Annotated in this window: 15 protein-coding genes; 8 read left to right on the top strand and 7 right to left on the bottom strand. The window is 57.8% G+C overall.

What is annotated here, in order from left to right:
• Both ACRAUW_RS11780 and ACRAUW_RS11775 read right to left on the bottom strand, forming a co-directional pair.
• The coding region (locus ACRAUW_RS11780; RefSeq protein WP_431362430.1) for a hypothetical protein at nucleotides 1-185 on the bottom strand (185 nt) is incomplete at its 3' end.
• A 94-nt stretch (nucleotides 186-279) separates the two neighbouring features.
• Nucleotides 280-489: a radical SAM protein gene (locus tag ACRAUW_RS11775; protein ID WP_431362429.1), complete on the bottom strand. Its 210-nt coding sequence runs from the start codon at nucleotides 487-489 to the stop codon at nucleotides 280-282.
• 295 nt (nucleotides 490-784) lie between these two features.
• Between ACRAUW_RS11775 and ACRAUW_RS11770 the strand changes: the two genes are divergently transcribed.
• Entirely contained in the window at nucleotides 785-1,171 is a 387-nt protein-coding gene (locus tag ACRAUW_RS11770; RefSeq protein ID WP_431362428.1) for an alpha/beta fold hydrolase, read from the top strand.
• On the top strand, nucleotides 1,107-1,607 hold the full coding sequence (locus ACRAUW_RS11765) for an alpha/beta fold hydrolase (RefSeq protein ID WP_431362427.1): 501 nt from the start codon (nucleotides 1,107-1,109) through the stop codon (nucleotides 1,605-1,607). Before ACRAUW_RS11770 ends, ACRAUW_RS11765 begins: the two co-directional genes overlap by 65 nt.
• A 62-nt stretch (nucleotides 1,608-1,669) precedes the next feature.
• Here the strand turns inward: ACRAUW_RS11765 and eno are convergent, their stop codons facing one another.
• From eno to rlmD, 5 genes are all read right to left on the bottom strand, one after another.
• Complete coding sequence (gene eno, locus ACRAUW_RS11760; protein ID WP_431362426.1) at nucleotides 1,670-2,971, bottom strand: phosphopyruvate hydratase; 1,302 nt, start codon at nucleotides 2,969-2,971, stop codon at nucleotides 1,670-1,672.
• 89 nt (nucleotides 2,972-3,060) lie between these two features.
• Nucleotides 3,061-4,698 (bottom strand): glutamine hydrolyzing CTP synthase, encoded by a 1,638-nt coding sequence (pyrG, locus tag ACRAUW_RS11755; protein WP_005335584.1) that lies wholly within the window; start codon nucleotides 4,696-4,698, stop codon nucleotides 3,061-3,063.
• Between the two features lie 141 nt (nucleotides 4,699-4,839).
• Nucleotides 4,840-5,637, bottom strand: a complete 798-nt coding sequence (gene mazG, locus ACRAUW_RS11750; protein WP_431362425.1) for a nucleoside triphosphate pyrophosphohydrolase — start codon at nucleotides 5,635-5,637, stop codon at nucleotides 4,840-4,842.
• Nucleotides 5,638-5,815: 178 nt separating this feature from the next.
• A complete protein-coding gene (gene relA / locus ACRAUW_RS11745) occupies nucleotides 5,816-8,029 on the bottom strand; it encodes a GTP diphosphokinase (RefSeq protein WP_431362424.1) in 2,214 nt (737 codons plus the stop codon).
• 211 nt (nucleotides 8,030-8,240) lie between these two features.
• The gene (gene rlmD, locus ACRAUW_RS11740) at nucleotides 8,241-9,563 is read right to left on the bottom strand and encodes a 23S rRNA (uracil(1939)-C(5))-methyltransferase RlmD (RefSeq protein ID WP_431362423.1); all 1,323 of its coding nucleotides are present in this window, start codon (nucleotides 9,561-9,563) and stop codon (nucleotides 8,241-8,243) included.
• Between the two features lie 76 nt (nucleotides 9,564-9,639).
• On the opposite strand from rlmD, the gene barA reads away from it, so the two are divergent.
• The 6 genes from barA to ACRAUW_RS11710 all read left to right on the top strand — a co-directional run.
• Nucleotides 9,640-12,351 carry a two-component sensor histidine kinase BarA gene (gene barA / locus ACRAUW_RS11735; RefSeq protein ID WP_431362422.1) on the top strand — a complete coding sequence of 904 codons (2,712 nt, stop codon included), beginning with the start codon at nucleotides 9,640-9,642 and terminating at the stop codon, nucleotides 12,349-12,351.
• Nucleotides 12,352-12,447: 96 nt separating this feature from the next.
• Nucleotides 12,448-12,927, top strand: coding sequence for a DUF1456 family protein (locus tag ACRAUW_RS11730; protein WP_431362421.1), 480 nt, complete (start codon nucleotides 12,448-12,450; stop codon nucleotides 12,925-12,927).
• A 34-nt stretch (nucleotides 12,928-12,961) separates the two neighbouring features.
• Nucleotides 12,962-13,849 (top strand): N-acetylmuramoyl-L-alanine amidase, encoded by an 888-nt coding sequence (locus ACRAUW_RS11725; protein WP_431362420.1) that lies wholly within the window; start codon nucleotides 12,962-12,964, stop codon nucleotides 13,847-13,849.
• Between the two features lie 155 nt (nucleotides 13,850-14,004).
• On the top strand, nucleotides 14,005-14,472 hold the full coding sequence (locus ACRAUW_RS11720) for a Dps family protein (RefSeq protein ID WP_005362843.1): 468 nt from the start codon (nucleotides 14,005-14,007) through the stop codon (nucleotides 14,470-14,472).
• Between the two features lie 289 nt (nucleotides 14,473-14,761).
• Entirely contained in the window at nucleotides 14,762-16,411 is a 1,650-nt protein-coding gene (gene hcp / locus ACRAUW_RS11715) for a hydroxylamine reductase (protein WP_431362431.1), read from the top strand.
• Nucleotides 16,412-16,532: 121 nt separating this feature from the next.
• Nucleotides 16,533-17,007: FAD-binding oxidoreductase (locus tag ACRAUW_RS11710; RefSeq protein ID WP_431362419.1), on the top strand; the 475-nt coding region annotated here is incomplete at its 3' end.

Genomic DNA, 17,007 nt, shown 5'->3' with positions numbered 1-17,007 from the left:
GTATTTTTATTTACCAGGTCTGGCGCTGCTCTACCATTTGGTTTTGCTAAAGAAATGCTCAAGTCTAATAAGGAAGAATGATTGTGTTTCAAACTACAAATAGTGTGTGGGATGTCGTCAATATTTTCATTTGTAATCGTCATATTGACTAAATATTCAATTTTATTATCATCTAAGATAGACATTGTTTTAATTGTTTTGTTAAACGCTCCTCGCCCCCTGATGTTATCATGTTTCGATTGGCTGTATGAATCCAAAGATATTATTAATTGGATGTTTCTATTTTTTTATAAACTCAAATACCTCTTGATTGAAGATAGTACCATTTGTGGTAATTGAAATAAATTTAAATAAGGCTGATGATATCTTTAAAAGATCAACAATATCATGATGAAGAAATGGTTCTCCACCTGTGATTGCTAGATGTTGCAAATTTTGGAATTTATTCCTTAGCACACCGATCTTATCTATAAAATCATTAACCGACATTTTTTTGTAACTTATAGCCCGTAGGTTCGAATAGCGCAGCGTATTCGGACAATCGCGAATATCCCCGCCAATACATCACCAAGGATCGGAAGATCCCCTTGTGGGGCTTGTATCCGTCACCCTGATGCAACCCAAGGCTCGTCGGTGCCACTATAAGCTGGATTTATGGATTTTCCGATAATGACCCAACTTTTGCTTATAGTGGCTAGCGCCAGCCTGAATGCGCCCACTTACCGACCACAGGGCGCTTGTCATATACTCTTGTGCTCTTATGACACGCCGGGGAGGCGTTGATATGCAATCACAGACTCACACCTTTATCGTCAATGACAGCCCGCTGCCTTGCCTGCAGGTCGGTTCGGGCGAGCCGTTGCTGCTGATCCATGGCGCGCTGGCCAACCATACCCTCTGGCTCGAACATATCGAGCAGCTCTCACGTCACTACACCGTCTATGCTCCCACCCTGCGCCACTTTGGCGAGACGGGCAAAAACGGGCCATTTGGTCTGGAGACTCACGCCAGTGATCTGCTTGCCCTGCTGGAACAATTGCCGTGCGGGCCAGTGCATCTGGCGGGCTGGTCATACGGGGGCGGATGTTGCCCTGACCGCTGCCCTGATGGCTCCGGAGCAATTCATAAGCCTCTATCTGGTGGAGCCAGGCTGCCCGGGTGCCCTCGATGAACAGGGGATCGCTGCCTTTATGACCGATGCAGGTGCCATGTTTGGTCCCGTGTTTGGCCAGGTTGCGGAAGGCTTGCTGCAAGAGGCCGTGGCGACCCTGATCGATGGTTCGGGTGGTTATGCAGGCTATTTTGCTGCACAACCGCTCAAGTGGCAGCAGGCGCAGTTGGCAGAAGCCGATAGCCTGCCCAAACAATTGAGCCAGAGCGAGCGGCCAGATTGGTCACCGCAGCGCCTTGCCATGCTCAACATACCCACCTGCATCGTGCAGGGCGCAGATACCAGAGCGCTGTTTGCGCTAGTCTGCGAGGCTATTGGCAACGCCATTCCCGCCTGCGAGCGCTTGCAGGTGCAACACGCCGGGCACCTCTACCCCATCGAGCAGCCCGCGCTGTTTGTGCAGCATCTGCAAGGCTGGCTCGAACAGCAGCCATAAAAAAACCGGAACCCAAGGGTTCCGGTTTTTTTCATTCCAGCCGAGGCTGGCAAACCAGCAAATTAAGCCTGGTTTTTAACTTCTTTCAGACCGCGGAAAGGAGCTTTGGCACCCAGAGCTTCTTCGATACGGATCAGCTGGTTGTACTTGGCAACACGGTCAGAACGGCTCATGGAACCGGTCTTGATCTGGCCAGCAGCGGTACCAACAGCCAGGTCGGCGATGGTCGCGTCTTCGGTCTCACCGGAGCGGTGGGAGATGACGGCAGTGTAGCCAGCGTCTTTGGCCATCTTGATGGCAGCCAGAGTTTCGGTCAGGGAACCGATCTGGTTGAACTTGATCAGGATGGAGTTGGCGATGCCGTTGTCGATACCGCGCTTCAGGATCTTGGTGTTGGTTACGAACAGGTCGTCACCCACGATCTGGATTTTCTTGCCCAGTTCAGCAGTCTGGTAGGCGAAACCTTCCCAGTCAGATTCGTCCAGGCCATCTTCGATGGAGACGATCGGGAACTTGGCGGTCAGATCAGCCAGGAAGTCGGAGAAACCGTTGGAGGAGAAGATGCGACCTTCGCCTTTCAGGTTGTACTCTTTCTTCTCTGCGTCGTAGAACTCGGAAGCAGCGCAGTCCATAGCCAGGGTGATGTCGGTACCCAGTTTGTAACCGGCAGCGGCAACGGCTTCAGCGATAACTTCCAGCGCTTCGGCGTTGGATTTCAGGTTCGGAGCGAAACCACCTTCGTCACCAACAGCAGTGTTGTAGCCCTTGGACTTCAGCACTTTGGCCAGGTTGTGGAACACTTCAGCGCCCATGCGGACAGCTTCTTTCAGGGTCTTGGCGCCAACCGGCTGGATCATGAACTCCTGGATGTCGACGTTGTTGTCGGCGTGCTCACCACCGTTGATGATGTTCATCATCGGCAGCGGCATGGAGTAAACACCCGGGGTGCCGTTCAGCTCGGCGATGTGGGCGTACAGCGGCATGCCTTTGGCAGCAGCGGCAGCTTTGGCGTTAGCCAGGGAAACAGCCAGGATGGCGTTGGCGCCAAACTTGGATTTGTTCTCGGTACCGTCGAGGTCGATCATGATCTGGTCAACGGTGGCCTGGTCCTTGGCATCTTTACCCAGCAGAGCTTGAGCAATCGGGCCGTTTACGGCTTCGAGGGCTTTCAGCACGCCTTTACCCAGGAAACGGCTCTTGTCGCCGTCACGCAGTTCCAGCGCTTCGCGGGAACCGGTGGACGCGCCAGACGGAGCAGCTGCCATACCAACAAAACCACCCTCCAGGTGAACTTCGGCCTCAACGGTCGGGTTACCACGGGAGTCGATGATTTCACGACCGATCACTTTAACGATCTTGGACATGTGTATTTCCTCAGGTTTCGTAAAAAAACAACAAAAATATGCCAAAAAAAGCGGCTGTGGCACAGTGCCCCAACCGCATTTATTTTCAATTACTTCAAATTACGCTTCTGATACTCGCCTGCCGCCTTCACAAAACCGGCGAACAGAGCGTGGCCATCACGAGGAGTAGAGGTGAACTCCGGGTGGAACTGCGCAGCCACGAACCAGGGGTGATCCGGGATCTCGATGATTTCCACCAACTTCTTGTCGGCGGAGAGACCGGTCACTTTCAGACCTGCCGCTTCAATCTGCGGCAGCAGCTTGTTGTTGACCTCGTAACGGTGACGGTGACGCTCGTAAATGGTCGGGCTGCCGTACATCTGACGCACCTTGGAATCTTCGACCAGGTGGCAGAGCTGGGAACCCAGACGCATGGTACCGCCCAGATCGGACTTCTCGGTACGGGTCTCGACGTTGCCCTCTTCATCCACCCACTCGGTGATGAGGCCGACGACCGGATACGCGCAATCTTTCTTGAATTCGGAGGAGTGAGCCCCTTCCATGCCCGCGACGTTGCGAGCGAATTCGATCATGGCAACCTGCATGCCGAGGCAGATACCCAGGTAGGGAATCTTGTTCTCGCGGGCATACTGGGCCGCCAGAATTTTGCCTTCCACGCCGCGCTCACCGAAGCCACCCGGCACCAGGATCGCGTCCAAACCTTCCAGCAGCTCGGCGCCACGGGTCTCGATATCCTGAGAGTCGATGTACTTGATGTTGACGGAGTGACGGGTCTTGAGACCACCGTGCTTGAGCGCCTCGTTGACGGACTTGTAAGCGTCCGGCAGGGAGACGTACTTGCCGACCATACCGATGGTCACTTCACCCGTCGGGTTGGCCTCTTCGTAGATAACCTGTTCCCACTCGGACAGGTCAGCCTCTTTGCACTCCAGACCGAAACGCTCGGTGAAGTAGGAGTCCAGATTCTGGGACTTGAGCAGGGCCGGGATCTTGTAGATGGAGTCGACGTCTTTCATGGAGATGACGGCGCGCTCGGGCACGTTGCAGAACAGGGCGATCTTGGCGCGCTCGTTGGCCGGAATGGCACGGTCGGAGCGGCAGATCAGCACATCCGGCTGGATACCGATGGAGAGCAGCTCTTTGACGGAGTGCTGGGTCGGCTTGGTCTTCACCTCACCGGCAGCAGCCAGGTAAGGAACCAGCGTCAGGTGCATGAACATGGCGTTGTTGCGACCCACTTCTGCAGCCAGCTGACGAATGGCTTCGAGGAACGGCAGGGACTCGATGTCACCTACGGTACCGCCCACTTCGACGATGGCAACCTGATGGCCTTCGGCACCGGCAATCACCCGCTCTTTGATGGCGTTGGTGATGTGCGGGATAACCTGAATGGTGGCACCCAGATAGTCGCCACGACGCTCTTTACGCAGTACATCGGCGTAGATACGGCCGGTGGTAAAGTTGTTGCGACGGGTCATCTTGGTGCGGATGAAACGCTCGTAGTGGCCCAAATCCAGATCGGTTTCGGCCCCGTCCTCGGTTACGAACACTTCACCATGCTGGGTCGGGCTCATGGTGCCCGGATCCACGTTGATATACGGGTCCAGTTTCATGATGGTCACATCCAGACCACGGGCTTCCAGAATGGCTGCCAGAGATGCTGCGGCAATGCCTTTGCCGAGGGATGAAACAACACCACCAGTAACAAAAATATATTTGGTCGTCATGCTGAACCTGAAAGAAGTTTAGGGATTTTTAAGGGGTGCTTCGGGGATGAAGCAGGACGGGGAAACAGTATACCAAAAACCCCTCTCCCAAACAATGAGCAAAAATTTATCAGGCTCCTGACCGCCCCATCTTGCGCCAAATCAACTTTGCTCGGTTTCCTTCGCCTTATCCCAGGCGGCATCGAGTTTCTCGAGGGTGCAATCGGTCATTTTCAAGCCTTCTGCGGCGATTATCTGCTCAACCTGACGAAAACGACGTTCGAACTTGGCGTTGGCACCCCGCAGCACCTGCTCCGGATCCTTGCCCAGATGACGCACCAGATTGACGGTGGCAAACAGCAGGTCGCCGAGCTCGTCGCTCACCCGCGCCTCGTCCACATCGGCCATCAATGCCTCTTCCATCACCTCGTCGATCTCTTCGTGGATCTTGTCCACCACAGGCCCCAACGTCTTCCAGTCAAAACCGACGGTGGCACAGCGCTTCTGAATTTTGGCGGCGCGGGTCAAGGCCGGCAGCGAGAGCGGGATATCGTCCAGCACGCTCTCTTTGTCGAGGGCCGCCCGCTCTTTGGCCTTTTCTGCTTCCCAGTTCGCTTTTACCGCCTGCTCGTTGGCAAGATCTGCATCGGAAAACACATGGGGATGACGGCGAATCAGTTTTTCACTCACCGTATCGACGATATCGGCAAAGTCGAACAGTCCCCGTTCTTTACCCAACTGGGCGTAAAACACCACCTGAAACAGCAGGTCTCCCAACTCCCCTTTCAGCCCATGCCAATCTTCGGTCTCGATGGCGTCAGCCACTTCATAGGCCTCTTCCAGAGTGTGCGGCACTATGCTCTGGAAGCTCTGCTTAAGATCCCATGGGCAGCCGTTTTGCGGGTCACGCAGACGAGCCATGATATCGAGCAGTTGGGGCAGTTCGTAACGTTGAGACATGGGCTACTCACTTTCGATTCGTTAAATGGGGATGAAGCGACATCAGGCCGCGCAGTCGAGCAATCTCATGTCGAGCAGTTGGGAGAGGTCGTAACGTTGGGACATGGGATATTCGCTTTCGATTTGTTCAAAAAGGGTCATAAATACAGACCGGCCACTGGGGCCGGTCGGTTCGCTATCAAAGCCGCTTGGCGCTGATCACGTCGTTAAGCTGACTGAGCTTGGCCAACGCCCGGTTGAAGGCGTTGATGTTGTAAATTTCCAACTCCATGTCGATCTCGGCAGTCTGTTCGCGCACGTTGGAGCGCGAACGAACCCCCATCACATTGATCTTCTCGTTGGCCAGCACTGTGGTGATATCTCGCAGCAGCCCGGAGCGATCGTTGGAGATGATCCGGATAGTAAGGCCATAGCCGCCGGAGTAGTTCTCCCCCCACACCGCATCGATCAGCCGCTCCGGATTGCGCCGTGACAGCTCTTTCAACTGCTCGCAATCTTCCCGGTGGATGGATACGCCGCGCCCCATGGTGATGAAGCCCTGAATGGCATCGCCCGGGATCGGCTGACAGCAGCGGGCGATATGGGTCATCAGGTTGCCAACCCCTTCCACCACTATGTGATCTTTGGGCTTGTGGCGCATCGGCGCATTGGCCTTCTGCTCCAGCTTCTCCAGCAGGCGGCGGTCTTCCTCTTCCGCCGTCGGCTTGTTGTAGCAGGTGTCGAGATAGTTGAGCACCTGGTTGATGCGGATATCACCGCTGCCGATACCGGCCAGCAGATCGTCGGTGCTCTCCAGATTGAAGCGGCGCAGCATGTTGCCCTTGTCGATCTTGGACATGCTAAGGTTGTGGCGATCCAGCTCCTTCTCGAACAGCTCGCGACCGGCCACGATATTTTTGTCCCGATCCAGTTTTCTGAACCAGGTCGCCACCTTGGCCCGCGCCCGGCTGGAGCGCAGGAAGCCGGCGTTGGGGTTCATCCAGTCGCGGCTTGGGTTCGGCTCCTTCTGGGTGATCACCTCCACCTGATCGCCGGTCTGCAGCGCGTAGGTAAAAGGTACGATGCGACCGTCAATCTTGGCGCCGATGCAGCGGTGGCCGATCATGCTGTGGACGTGATAGGCAAAGTCGAGCGGGGTGGCGCCAGCCGGCAGGTCGATGACATCCCCTTTCGGGGTGAAGACGTAGACTCTCTCCTCGAACACCTGACTGCGCAGATCTTCCAGCAGGGAACCGCTCTCGGAGAGATCTTCCTGCCAGGCGAGCAGCTTGCGCAGCCACTCGATCTTGTCTTCGAAGGTGTTGGCCTTGCCGCCAGCCTGCTGCCCCTCCTTGTAGCGCCAGTGCGCCGCGACGCCAAGCTCGGCATCCTGATGCATCTGGTCGGTACGGATCTGGATCTCGACCGTCTTGCCCTCCGGCCCCACCACAACGGTGTGGATCGATTGGTAGCCGTTGGGTTTGGGGTTGGCAACGTAATCGTCAAACTCGCGGGGAATATGGTGGAAATGGGTGTGGACGATACCGAGCGCCGCGTAGCAATCCTGCAGCCGCTTGGTCACCACCCGCACCGCGCGCACGTCAAACAGCTCGTTGAATTCGAGGTGCTTCTTCTGCATCTTGCGCCAGATGCTGTAGATATGTTTCGGCCGGCCGTAGACCTCGGCCTCAACCCCCGCCTCTTTCAGCGCATCGCGCAGAGAGCGCACAAACTCCTGAATGTAGCGCTCCCGATCGAGCCGCTTCTCATCCAGCTGTTTGGCGATCTGCTTGTAGGTTTCCGGGTGCAGATAACGGAAGGCGAGATCTTCAAGCTCCCACTTGAGCTGGCCAATGCCGAGCCGGTTGGCGAGTGGCGCATAGATGTTGGTGATCTCCTGGGCCATCAGCACCCTGGTCTCTTCATCCGCTTTCTTGGCCTCGCGCAGGCAGGCGATCCGCTCGGCCAGCTTGATCACCACGGCACGAACATCCTCGACCATGGCGAGCAGCATGCGGCGCACATTGTCGACCTGCTCCGGCGAGGTTTCGCTGCGATGAAGGGTCTGCAGGGAGCGAATGGCCTCCATCTCCAGCACCCCTTCCACCAGCTTGGCGATCTTGGGCCCGAAGTCCTCGTCCATCCGCTCTTGGCTGATGAGACCGGCTTCGACAAAGGGATAGATGATGGCGGCCTTGAGGGTACCGATATCCATGCTGAGCATCAGCAAGATGCCCACCATCTCGATGCCGCGCACCAGCAGCTTGCTGGTAAGGGCCTCGTCACCCAACGTAAGACAATACTGGTAGACGGTTCGCAACTGCTCCTTGTCACTGTCACTCAGGATGAGCGAGCTGACCCACTCCTCCAGGGTGAAGTTGTCTTTCAAATGAATATCGCGAACCGCAACCATGGTATCAATCCTTTAAAGTATTTGGCCGAAAGTAGTCACTTTCACCCCTTGTGAGATCGCCTCAAATGGGGATTTCCGGAGAGAGTTTCAAGACATATTGTCAAAAAAAACAATAGGTCTCTCCAGCAGGCCCAGCCGAATTACGAGGGGCTAGGTTACCCCAATCACGTCTGCTCAAACAGCTTCAGTTCAGGTTGCTGATGAGCACTCGCTAGCCCCGTTCAAACAGCGCCATAGACTCCAGATGGCCGGTGTGAGGGAACATGTCGAGCATGCCCAACCGTACCAGTCGATAACCCCCCTTCACCAGTACCTGGCTATCGCGTGCCAGCGTCACCGGATTACAGGAGACGTAGACCACCCGCTTGGGTGAAAGTTTCACGACGTGTCCCATCACTTCCAGCGCACCGGGGCGAGCCGGATCCAGCAGCACCAGATCGAATCCTTCCCGCGCCCAGGACATGCCGACGATGTCATCGCTCAGGTCGGCCTTGTAGAAACGGGCATTGCTGATGCCGTTGCGACGGGCGTTCTCTTCGGCCCGCGCCACCATGGCCAGTTCACCTTCAACACCCACCACTTCGCGAGCCTGACGGGCCAGCGGCAGGGTGAAGTTGCCGATGCCGCAGAAGAGATCGAGCACCTTGTCATCCTTGTTCGCACCGAGCCATGTCAGCGCCTGCTCAACCATGCTCTGGTTGATGGGGCCGTTGACCTGAATGAAATCACCGGGTGCAAATGCAAGAGACAGGCCATCCAGCGAATAGGATGGGGAAAATTGTTGCTGCAGCGCTTCGATACGATCATCGGCCGCCTGCAGATAGAGGTCGATTCCCTGTGCCTTTGCAAACTCCACCAGCAGGGCGCGATCCGCCTCATTGGGGCGGCTGGTGTGACGCAGCAGCATCATGATCCCCTGCTCGGCCTGGATAAGCTCGGCATGACCCAGCTCGCGCTGGCTCTTGAGGCGATTGAGGCACCCACGCAGCGGGGCAATCAGCGCAGAGAGCGGCTCGGCCAGTACCGGGCACCCTTCGATCTCCACCAGATCGTTGCTGTTGCGGCGGCGGAAACCGACCCGGGTGCAGCGACCGTTCTTGTCGAATTTGATGGCCAGCCGGCAGACCCGGCGATAGGCACGCGCCTCACCAGTCAGCACCGGCTCCAGTGCTGGCGCACTGATATTGCCAAGACGCTCGAACAGATTGACCAGCCCGGCCGCCTTGACAGCCTGCTGATCCGCCACCGACATATGCTGGGCGCTGCAACCACCGCACTCGCGGTAGTGGCTACAGAAGGGGGCAATGCGGTTGGCGGCCGGTGTCACCACCTGTTGCAGAGCGGCATGGCCATACTGCTTTTTGTCTTCAGTGATGCGGGCCTTGATGATCTCGCCGGGCAGCGCCCCTTCAACAAAGATCGCCTTGCCTTGATGACGACCGATCCCGACACAGTGGTGATCGAGGGTGTCTACCGTAAATTCAATGCGTTGGGGCTGGGTGGATTTCTTTTGGGGCTTGAAAAACTGGGCCATAAAACTTGGTGCCTATAGGTGGCTATGTCATGATTGTGGAATCTGCAGCAGGCTATTGTCCCACAAGAATAATAGTATGACCAAATACGGCCTTCGGGCGCGGGTGCTGGCATTTACCATATTACCCACCCTGATCATCGGTGGCCTGATGGCCGGCTACTTCACCTTCCATCGCTACCAGCAGCTGGAAAACAACCTGATCGATCAAGGGATCAACATCATAGAGCCACTGGCCATCGCCAGTGAATATGGTATGACCCAGCACAGTCGCGAATCCCTCAAGCGGCTGATTGGCCTGACCCATCGCAAGAACTCCCCCTTCATCAAGTCCATCGCTGTCTTCACCCAGGACAACCAGCTGTTCGTGACGTCCAACTACCACAGGGATTTCACCCGGCTCAGACTACCCGATGGCGAGCCCATTCCGGATCTGACCAGCGTGACGTTTCAGGGGGACGACATCATTTTGCGCACCCCGATCCAGGCTGAAACAAGTCTGGATGGCTTCCCGCTGCCCAGCGATGTGGAGCCGCCGATGATCGGCTACATCTCGATGCAGATGGCGACCGATAGGGCCATGCTGCTGCAGTACCGCGATACCTTCTTTGCGGTGATCATGGTGCTCATCGGGGTGGCATTCAGTACCCTGTTTGGCTTCCGTCTGGTCAAGAGCGTGACCCAGCCCATCACCAACATGGTACAGGCGGTGCACAAGATCAGGGAGGGGCGGCTCGATACCCGGGTCAGCGGCCAGCTCACCGGCGAGCTGGATATGCTGAAAAACGGCATCAACGCCATGGCCAAGGCGCTCTCCGAATATCACGAAGAGATGCAGCAGAATATCGATCAGGCCACCTCTGACCTGCGCGAAACCCTGGAGCAGATCGAGATCCAGAACGTCGAACTCGACATGGCCAAGAAGCGGGCGCAGGAGGCTGCGCGGGTCAAGTCGGAGTTTCTGGCCAACATGTCCCACGAGCTGCGCACCCCGCTCAACGGCGTCATCGGCTTTACCCGCCAACTGCTGAAAACCAGCCTGACCCCGAGCCAGACCGACTACATGCAGACTATCGAGAAATCGGCGCGCAACCTGCTTGGCATCATCAACGACATCCTCGACTTCTCGAAGCTGGAAGCGGGCAAGCTGCAGTTGGAGCATATACCCTTCAGCCTGCGCGATACCCTCAACGAAACCATGCACCTGCTCGGCCCCAGCGCCCATGACAAGCAGCTGGAGCTCTCCCTGCGGGTGGATGCCGATGTGCCGGATAACCTCACCGGCGACCCCATGCGTCTGCAGCAGGTGCTGACCAACCTCACCGGTAACGCCATCAAATTCACCGAGCACGGCAATGTGGATGTTCATATCGAACAGCTCGGCAGCAGCAATCACAAGGTGAAGCTCAACGTCCAGATCCGCGATACCGGCATCGGCATCTCGGAAGAGCAGCAGCGCCAACTGTTCCAGGCTTTCAATCAGGCCGACTCCTCCATCTCACGCCGCTATGGCGGCACGGGACTGGGTCTGGTCATCACCCAGAAGCTGGTGCAGCAGATGGGTGGCCAGATCCGCTTCGAATCTGAACTCGGCAAGGGCTCCATCTTCTCGTTCAGCCTGGATGTGGAGGTCTCTCCCCTGCCCCAGACCGATCAGCTACCGCTGGATCGCATCCGCAACAAACAGCTCTGGCTGCTGGAACCGGACCCCTTTGCTCGCGCCGCACTGCTGGCGCTGCTAGCGGAGTGGCAGCTCGATGTGCACCCACTGACCAGCGATGATCCCTGGCCCGAGATGAGCGAGCAGGAGATGGTGATCATCGGCAGCAGCACCCTGCATACGCCACAGCAGGTGATCGACTGCCTCGACAGCCTGAACGGCCAGCAGCAGAACACCATAGTGCTGCTCAGCAGCCACGAGCCGGCGCTCTACGAGGCGATGCTGGCTCACGGTGCCCAGCACTGTCTCTCCAAACCGCTCAACCATCGCAAACTGCTGCACGCGCTGCTCACCCCGGAGGCGAGCCGCCAACAGCTGCCGGCTCAGCCATCGGCTCGCCAACTGCAGCCGATCAAGGTGCTGGCGGTGGATGACAACGCCGCCAACCTCAAGCTCATCGCCGCCATGCTCAGGGAGATGGTGACTCAGGTCGTGCTCTGCAAAAACGGCAAGGAGGCGGTCAAACAGGCCCAGAGCCAGCCGTTCGACATCATCTTCATGGATATCCAGATGCCGATCATGGATGGCATCAGCGCCACCCAAGCGATCCGCAGCCAGTCCCTCAATACCGAGACGCCGATCGTTGCGGTGACCGCCCACTCCATTCCCGGCGAGCGGGAGCGCCTGATCCGCCAAGGGATGGATGACTATCTGGCCAAACCCATCGATGAGAGCATGCTGGCCAGACTCATCACCGATTTTGCCCATCGCCGTCATCAGATCGTCGGCGATCAGCAGATCGACTGGGCACTGGCGGTGCGTCAGGCGGCCGGCAAGGAGGATCTGGCCAGAGAGATGCTGACCATGCTGCTGGCAAGCTTCGATGAGGTGGAACCTGTGCTGGATGCCGCCCTTGCGGGTGCCATCAACGACAGTGAAGTGCTGGCCCAGCTCCACCGTCTCAACGGCGGCTGCGCCTACTCGGGCGTGCCCGGTCTGCAACGACTGCTGTCACAACTGGAGCAACAGCTGCGTGACGGCGTGCCGGTCAGCGAGCTGGAGCCCGAGCTGCTGGAGCTGCAGGATGCCCTTGAGCTGGTGCGCCAGGAGGCGCCACGTTACCTGAGTTGAGCCAGACTGGTACGCGCCCGGAGATATCGTTCCCCCGCTTTTTCTGACGCGGGGGTCGACAGATGGTAAAGTTGCGCCGTTTACACAGGAGTCAGCATGACCAACAACGATATTCTGCGCCGTCTGCGCTACGCCCTCACCATCAGCAACGACGAGATGGTCGAGATGTTTGCCAAGGGCAATCTGGCCATCGACCATGCCCAACTGCACGGCTGGCTAACGAAAGAGGCCGACGAGGGAGAAGTGCAGGAAGCGGGCTATGCCGCCTGCCCCGACTCCGCCCTGAGCCAGTTCCTCGATGGTCTCATCGTCACCCGCCGCGGTGTGCGGGAAGAAGCGCCCCCCCAGGTGGTGCCAAACCGGATCAACAACAACCTGATCCTGCGCAAGCTGCGCATCGCCCTCAACTTCAAGGAAGAGGAGATGCTCGCGACCCTCAAGCTGGCCAACTTCAACCTCTCCAAGTCCGAGCTCAGCGCCCTGTTCCGCTCCAGGGATCACAAGCACTATCAGGATTGCGGGGATCAGATCCTGCGCAACTTCCTGCTCGGTCTCACGGCCAAATACCGCGGCTAACCAGCCACGCGACTGACCAGACAGGGCCTTCGACATGTGCCAGCGACTCACTCCTCCCACGCTCAGCAAACTGGCTGTCGCAGGGGGATGGCGCTGGCGCTGTCTTCTTCCCCTCTTCCTTCTGCCACTGGTTCTGCTGCTGAATGGTTGTACTCCGCCCGAGTACCGGCTCTCGACCCGCTATCAGAGCGCCAACCAGAACGAGCGGATCGCCTTTCTGATCCTCCACTACACCGACGAAGACGATGCCAACTCCCTGCGCCTCTTGACCGAGCCGGAGCACAAGGTGAGCGCCCACTACCTGATCCCCCGCGATAGCAACGAGACACCGCTCACCGTCTATCAGCTGGTGCCGGACAGCGCGCGCGCCTGGCACGCGGGACGCAGTCGCTGGCACCAATATGCCGGGCTCAATGCCAGCTCCCTTGGCATCGAGATCGTCAACCTCGGCTATCCAGCAGAAGATGAGCCACTGCCGCCCGAGGCGCGGCGCTGGCAACCCTATACCCCGCAGCAGATTGCCGCCGTCGGCGCCATCAGTCGAGAGCTGGTCGCCCGCTACCAGATTCCACCGACCCAGGTGTTGGGCCACAGCGACATCGCCCCTGAGCGCAAGCAGGATCCCGGCCCACACTTCCCCTGGCGTCAGCTCTATCTGACGTACGGAGTCGGCGCCTGGCCAGATGAAGGTCGGGTGGCTGAGTTACTGGCCAGTTCATTGCCCGATTGGGATGCGGCCATGTGGCAGCAGCAGCTGGCCCGCTATGGCTATGGCCTGCCCCAGACTGGCCAGTGGGATGAGCAGAGCCGCACCGTCATGGGCGCCTTTCAGCTCCACTTTCGCGCCAGCAAGGTCGATAGCGAACCGGACCGCGAGTGTCAGGCCATCCTGATGGCGCTGCTCGAAAAATACTTCCCCTAATCCTCACCCATTGTCACTGTTGCTGCGTACTGTTTGATAGCTATTAGCTATCAAACAGTTAGGCACAAGCAATTGTCCCTGCATTTTGCAAGGCGTTACTCTGACCGCATTCCGAAAGATAATTTCAAACCGATTTCCACATCTGGAGGTGAATGATGAAAAGCCCGATTGGTCTTGATACTGCTCAGTCACAAGCCCTGGCAGCCGAGTTGAACAAATTGCTGGCCAGCTACCAGATCCTCTACATGAACGTACGTGGCTTCCACTGGAATATCCGTGGCAACCAGTTCTTCGAGCTGCACCTGAAATTTGAAGAGATTTACAACGACCTGCTGCTGAAAGTCGATGCGTTGGCCGAGCGGATCCTGACCCTGGACGGGGTGCCGATGCACAGCTTCAGCGACTACCTGAAAGTCTCTGCCATCCCGGAGCAAAAAGGGCTGCACGATGGCCGCGCCTGTGTCGAATCCCTGCTGGATAGCTTCCGCGAACTGCTGGTCGCCCAACGCCGTATTCTGGGCCAGGCCGCCGAAGCCGGTGATGAGGGCACTGCCTCCATCCTCTCCGACTATGTGCAGCAGCAGGAAAAACTGGTCTGGATGCTGCGCGCTTATCTGGCCTGATAGTGAACCAAGCCGACTACAGCGTACGTATGATTGCTTGAGTAAGTACCGGGCCGAAAGATCCTGACCAGACCACGGCCCAATCCGTCTAATTGTTATGTTCTGTTGCAAACCTGAGTTGTCTCTCCTTTTATCCACCCGCTTGCCGCCCTGTTTGGGCGGCTTTTTTTGTTTTTGATCTGCATCAAGGTAATCTTAATTGGCAAATTGAATGCCTATTAAGTTTTTCGCGAGAGGAATAGAATTGCCATAAAACAGACAACTGAAATGTCCAATTAGGAGAGACATGATGTTTTGTGTGCAATGTGAACAGACAATTCGTACCCCGGCAGGCAACGGCTGTGCCTACGCACAAGGTATGTGCGGCAAGACGGCGGAAACCTCGGATCTGCAGGATGTGCTGATCTATACCCTGCAGGGTCTTAGCGCCTGGGCGCTGGCCGCCCGTGAGCAGGGCGTCATAGATCGCGAGATCGATGCCTTCGTGCCCAAGGCCTTCTTCGCCACCCTCACCAACGTCAACTTCGACTCGAATCGCATCGTGGCCTACGTCAATCAGGCCCTCGCTTATCGCCAGCAGCTGTCCGATCGTCTGACCGCCATGGCGGTGCAGGTCAACGACTTGCCGTCATCCGCCCACTTCGAGCCCGGTGCCGAGCGGCTGGAACAACTTGCCCATGCCGCACCAGCCGCCCCCAATCGGGGCAAGAACGAAGTGAACGAGGACATCATGGGGCTGCGTCTGCTCTGTCTTTACGGCCTCAAGGGCGCCGCCGCCTATATGGAGCACGCCCGGGTGCTGGATCAGCAGAGTGACGAAGTGGCCGCCGAATTCCACCGCATCATGAGCTGGCTCAGCACAGATCCGAGCGAAATGGGTCGTCTGTTCAACTGCGCCATGGAGATCGGTCAACTCAACTTCAAAATCATGGAGATGCTGGATCTGGGTGAAACCAGCGCATTTGGCCACCCGGAACCGACCCAGGTCAGGGTCACGCCAATCCCCGGCAAATGCATTCTGGTCTCCGGCCACGACATGATGGATCTCAAGCTCATTCTGGAGCAGACCAAAGGGACCGGCATTCATGTCTACACCCACGGCGAGATGCTGCCCGCACTGGCTTACCCCTTCTTCAAGCAGTACCCCCATCTGGTGGGCAACTACGGCTCCGCCTGGCAAAACCAGCAGAAGGAGTTTGCCAACTTCCCGGGCGCCGTAGTGATGACCTCCAACTGCATCATCGACCCGAATGTGGGCAACTACTCGGATCGTATCTTCACCCGCTCCATCGTCGGCTGGCCAGGCGTAACCCATCTGGAGGGGGATGATTTCTCCGCCGTGATCGCCAAGGCGCAAGCGCTGGAAGGCTTCAAGCACACCGAGCTCGAGCACTTCATCACCATCGGCTTTGCCCGCAACGCCCTGATGCAGGCTGCGCCCGCGGTGATCGAGAAGGTCAAAGCCGGAGAGATCAGCCACTTCTTCCTGGTGGGTGGCTGTGACGGCGACAAGGCCGAGCGCGCCTATTTCACCGAGTTTGCCAAGGCGGCGCCGCGCGACAGCCTGCTGCTCACCCTGGGCTGCGGCAAATACAAGTTCAACAAGCTCGACTTTGGCGACATCAGCGGCATTCCGCGTCTGCTGGACGTGGGCCAGTGCAACGATGCCTACTCAGCCATCCAGCTGGCGCTGGCGCTCTCCGACGCGTTCGAGTGCGGGGTCAACGATCTGCCGCTGACGCTGGTGCTCTCCTGGTTCGAGCAGAAAGCCATCGTCATTCTGCTCACCCTACTCTCCCTCGGGGTGAAGGACATTCGTACCGGCCCGACCGCCCCCGCCTTCCTCACCCCGGCGCTGCTCAAGGTGCTGGAAGAGCAGTTCGGTCTGAAAGGGACCACCACGGCCGAGGCTGACTTGGCCGAGATCCTGGCGGCCTGATCGGCACCTCATGTTGTAAGCGTTTGGCGAGCCGCCCGGCTCGCCTTTTTTCTGGATCTGGCTTTTTCACCAGACGTTTTTCAAACAGTTTCAAACCTTATCAAACATAAGGAGCCTTGTGATGACCTCTCTCACGCTCACCTGCATTGGCCGCAAACAGAACACCCACGACGTCGTGAGCTGGCAGCTGGCGCCGCTTTCTGGCGGCCTCCCTCCCGTGCTGGCTGGCCAGTGCATCACCCTGCATACCGAGATAGACGGCCAGCCGGAGTGCCGCGCCTATACCCTCTCCTCCAGCCCGCAGGATGCATGCTGGCAGGTCACCATCAAGGATGTGGGACGGGTCTCCCACCATCTGCACCAGACCCTGCAAGTGGGGGACGAGACCCAGGTGGATGGCCCGTTCGGCGACTTCAACCTGACCGCCTTGCCCTGCGAACGACCACTGCTGTTGAGCGCCGGTTCCGGCATCACCCCCATGTGGGCCATGTTGCGGGACGAGCTAGCCAAACGGCCGGATGCCGATATTCGCTTTATCCATAGCGCCCGCTCGCCGGAGGATGTGATCTTCGCAGACGAACTGGCTGCGCTGGCCG

The sequence above is a fragment of the Aeromonas sp. genome, from assembly GCF_050633025.1.
Classification (GTDB): Bacteria; Pseudomonadota; Gammaproteobacteria; order Enterobacterales; family Aeromonadaceae; genus Aeromonas.
This window is presented reverse-complemented; position numbering and strand designations above follow the sequence as displayed.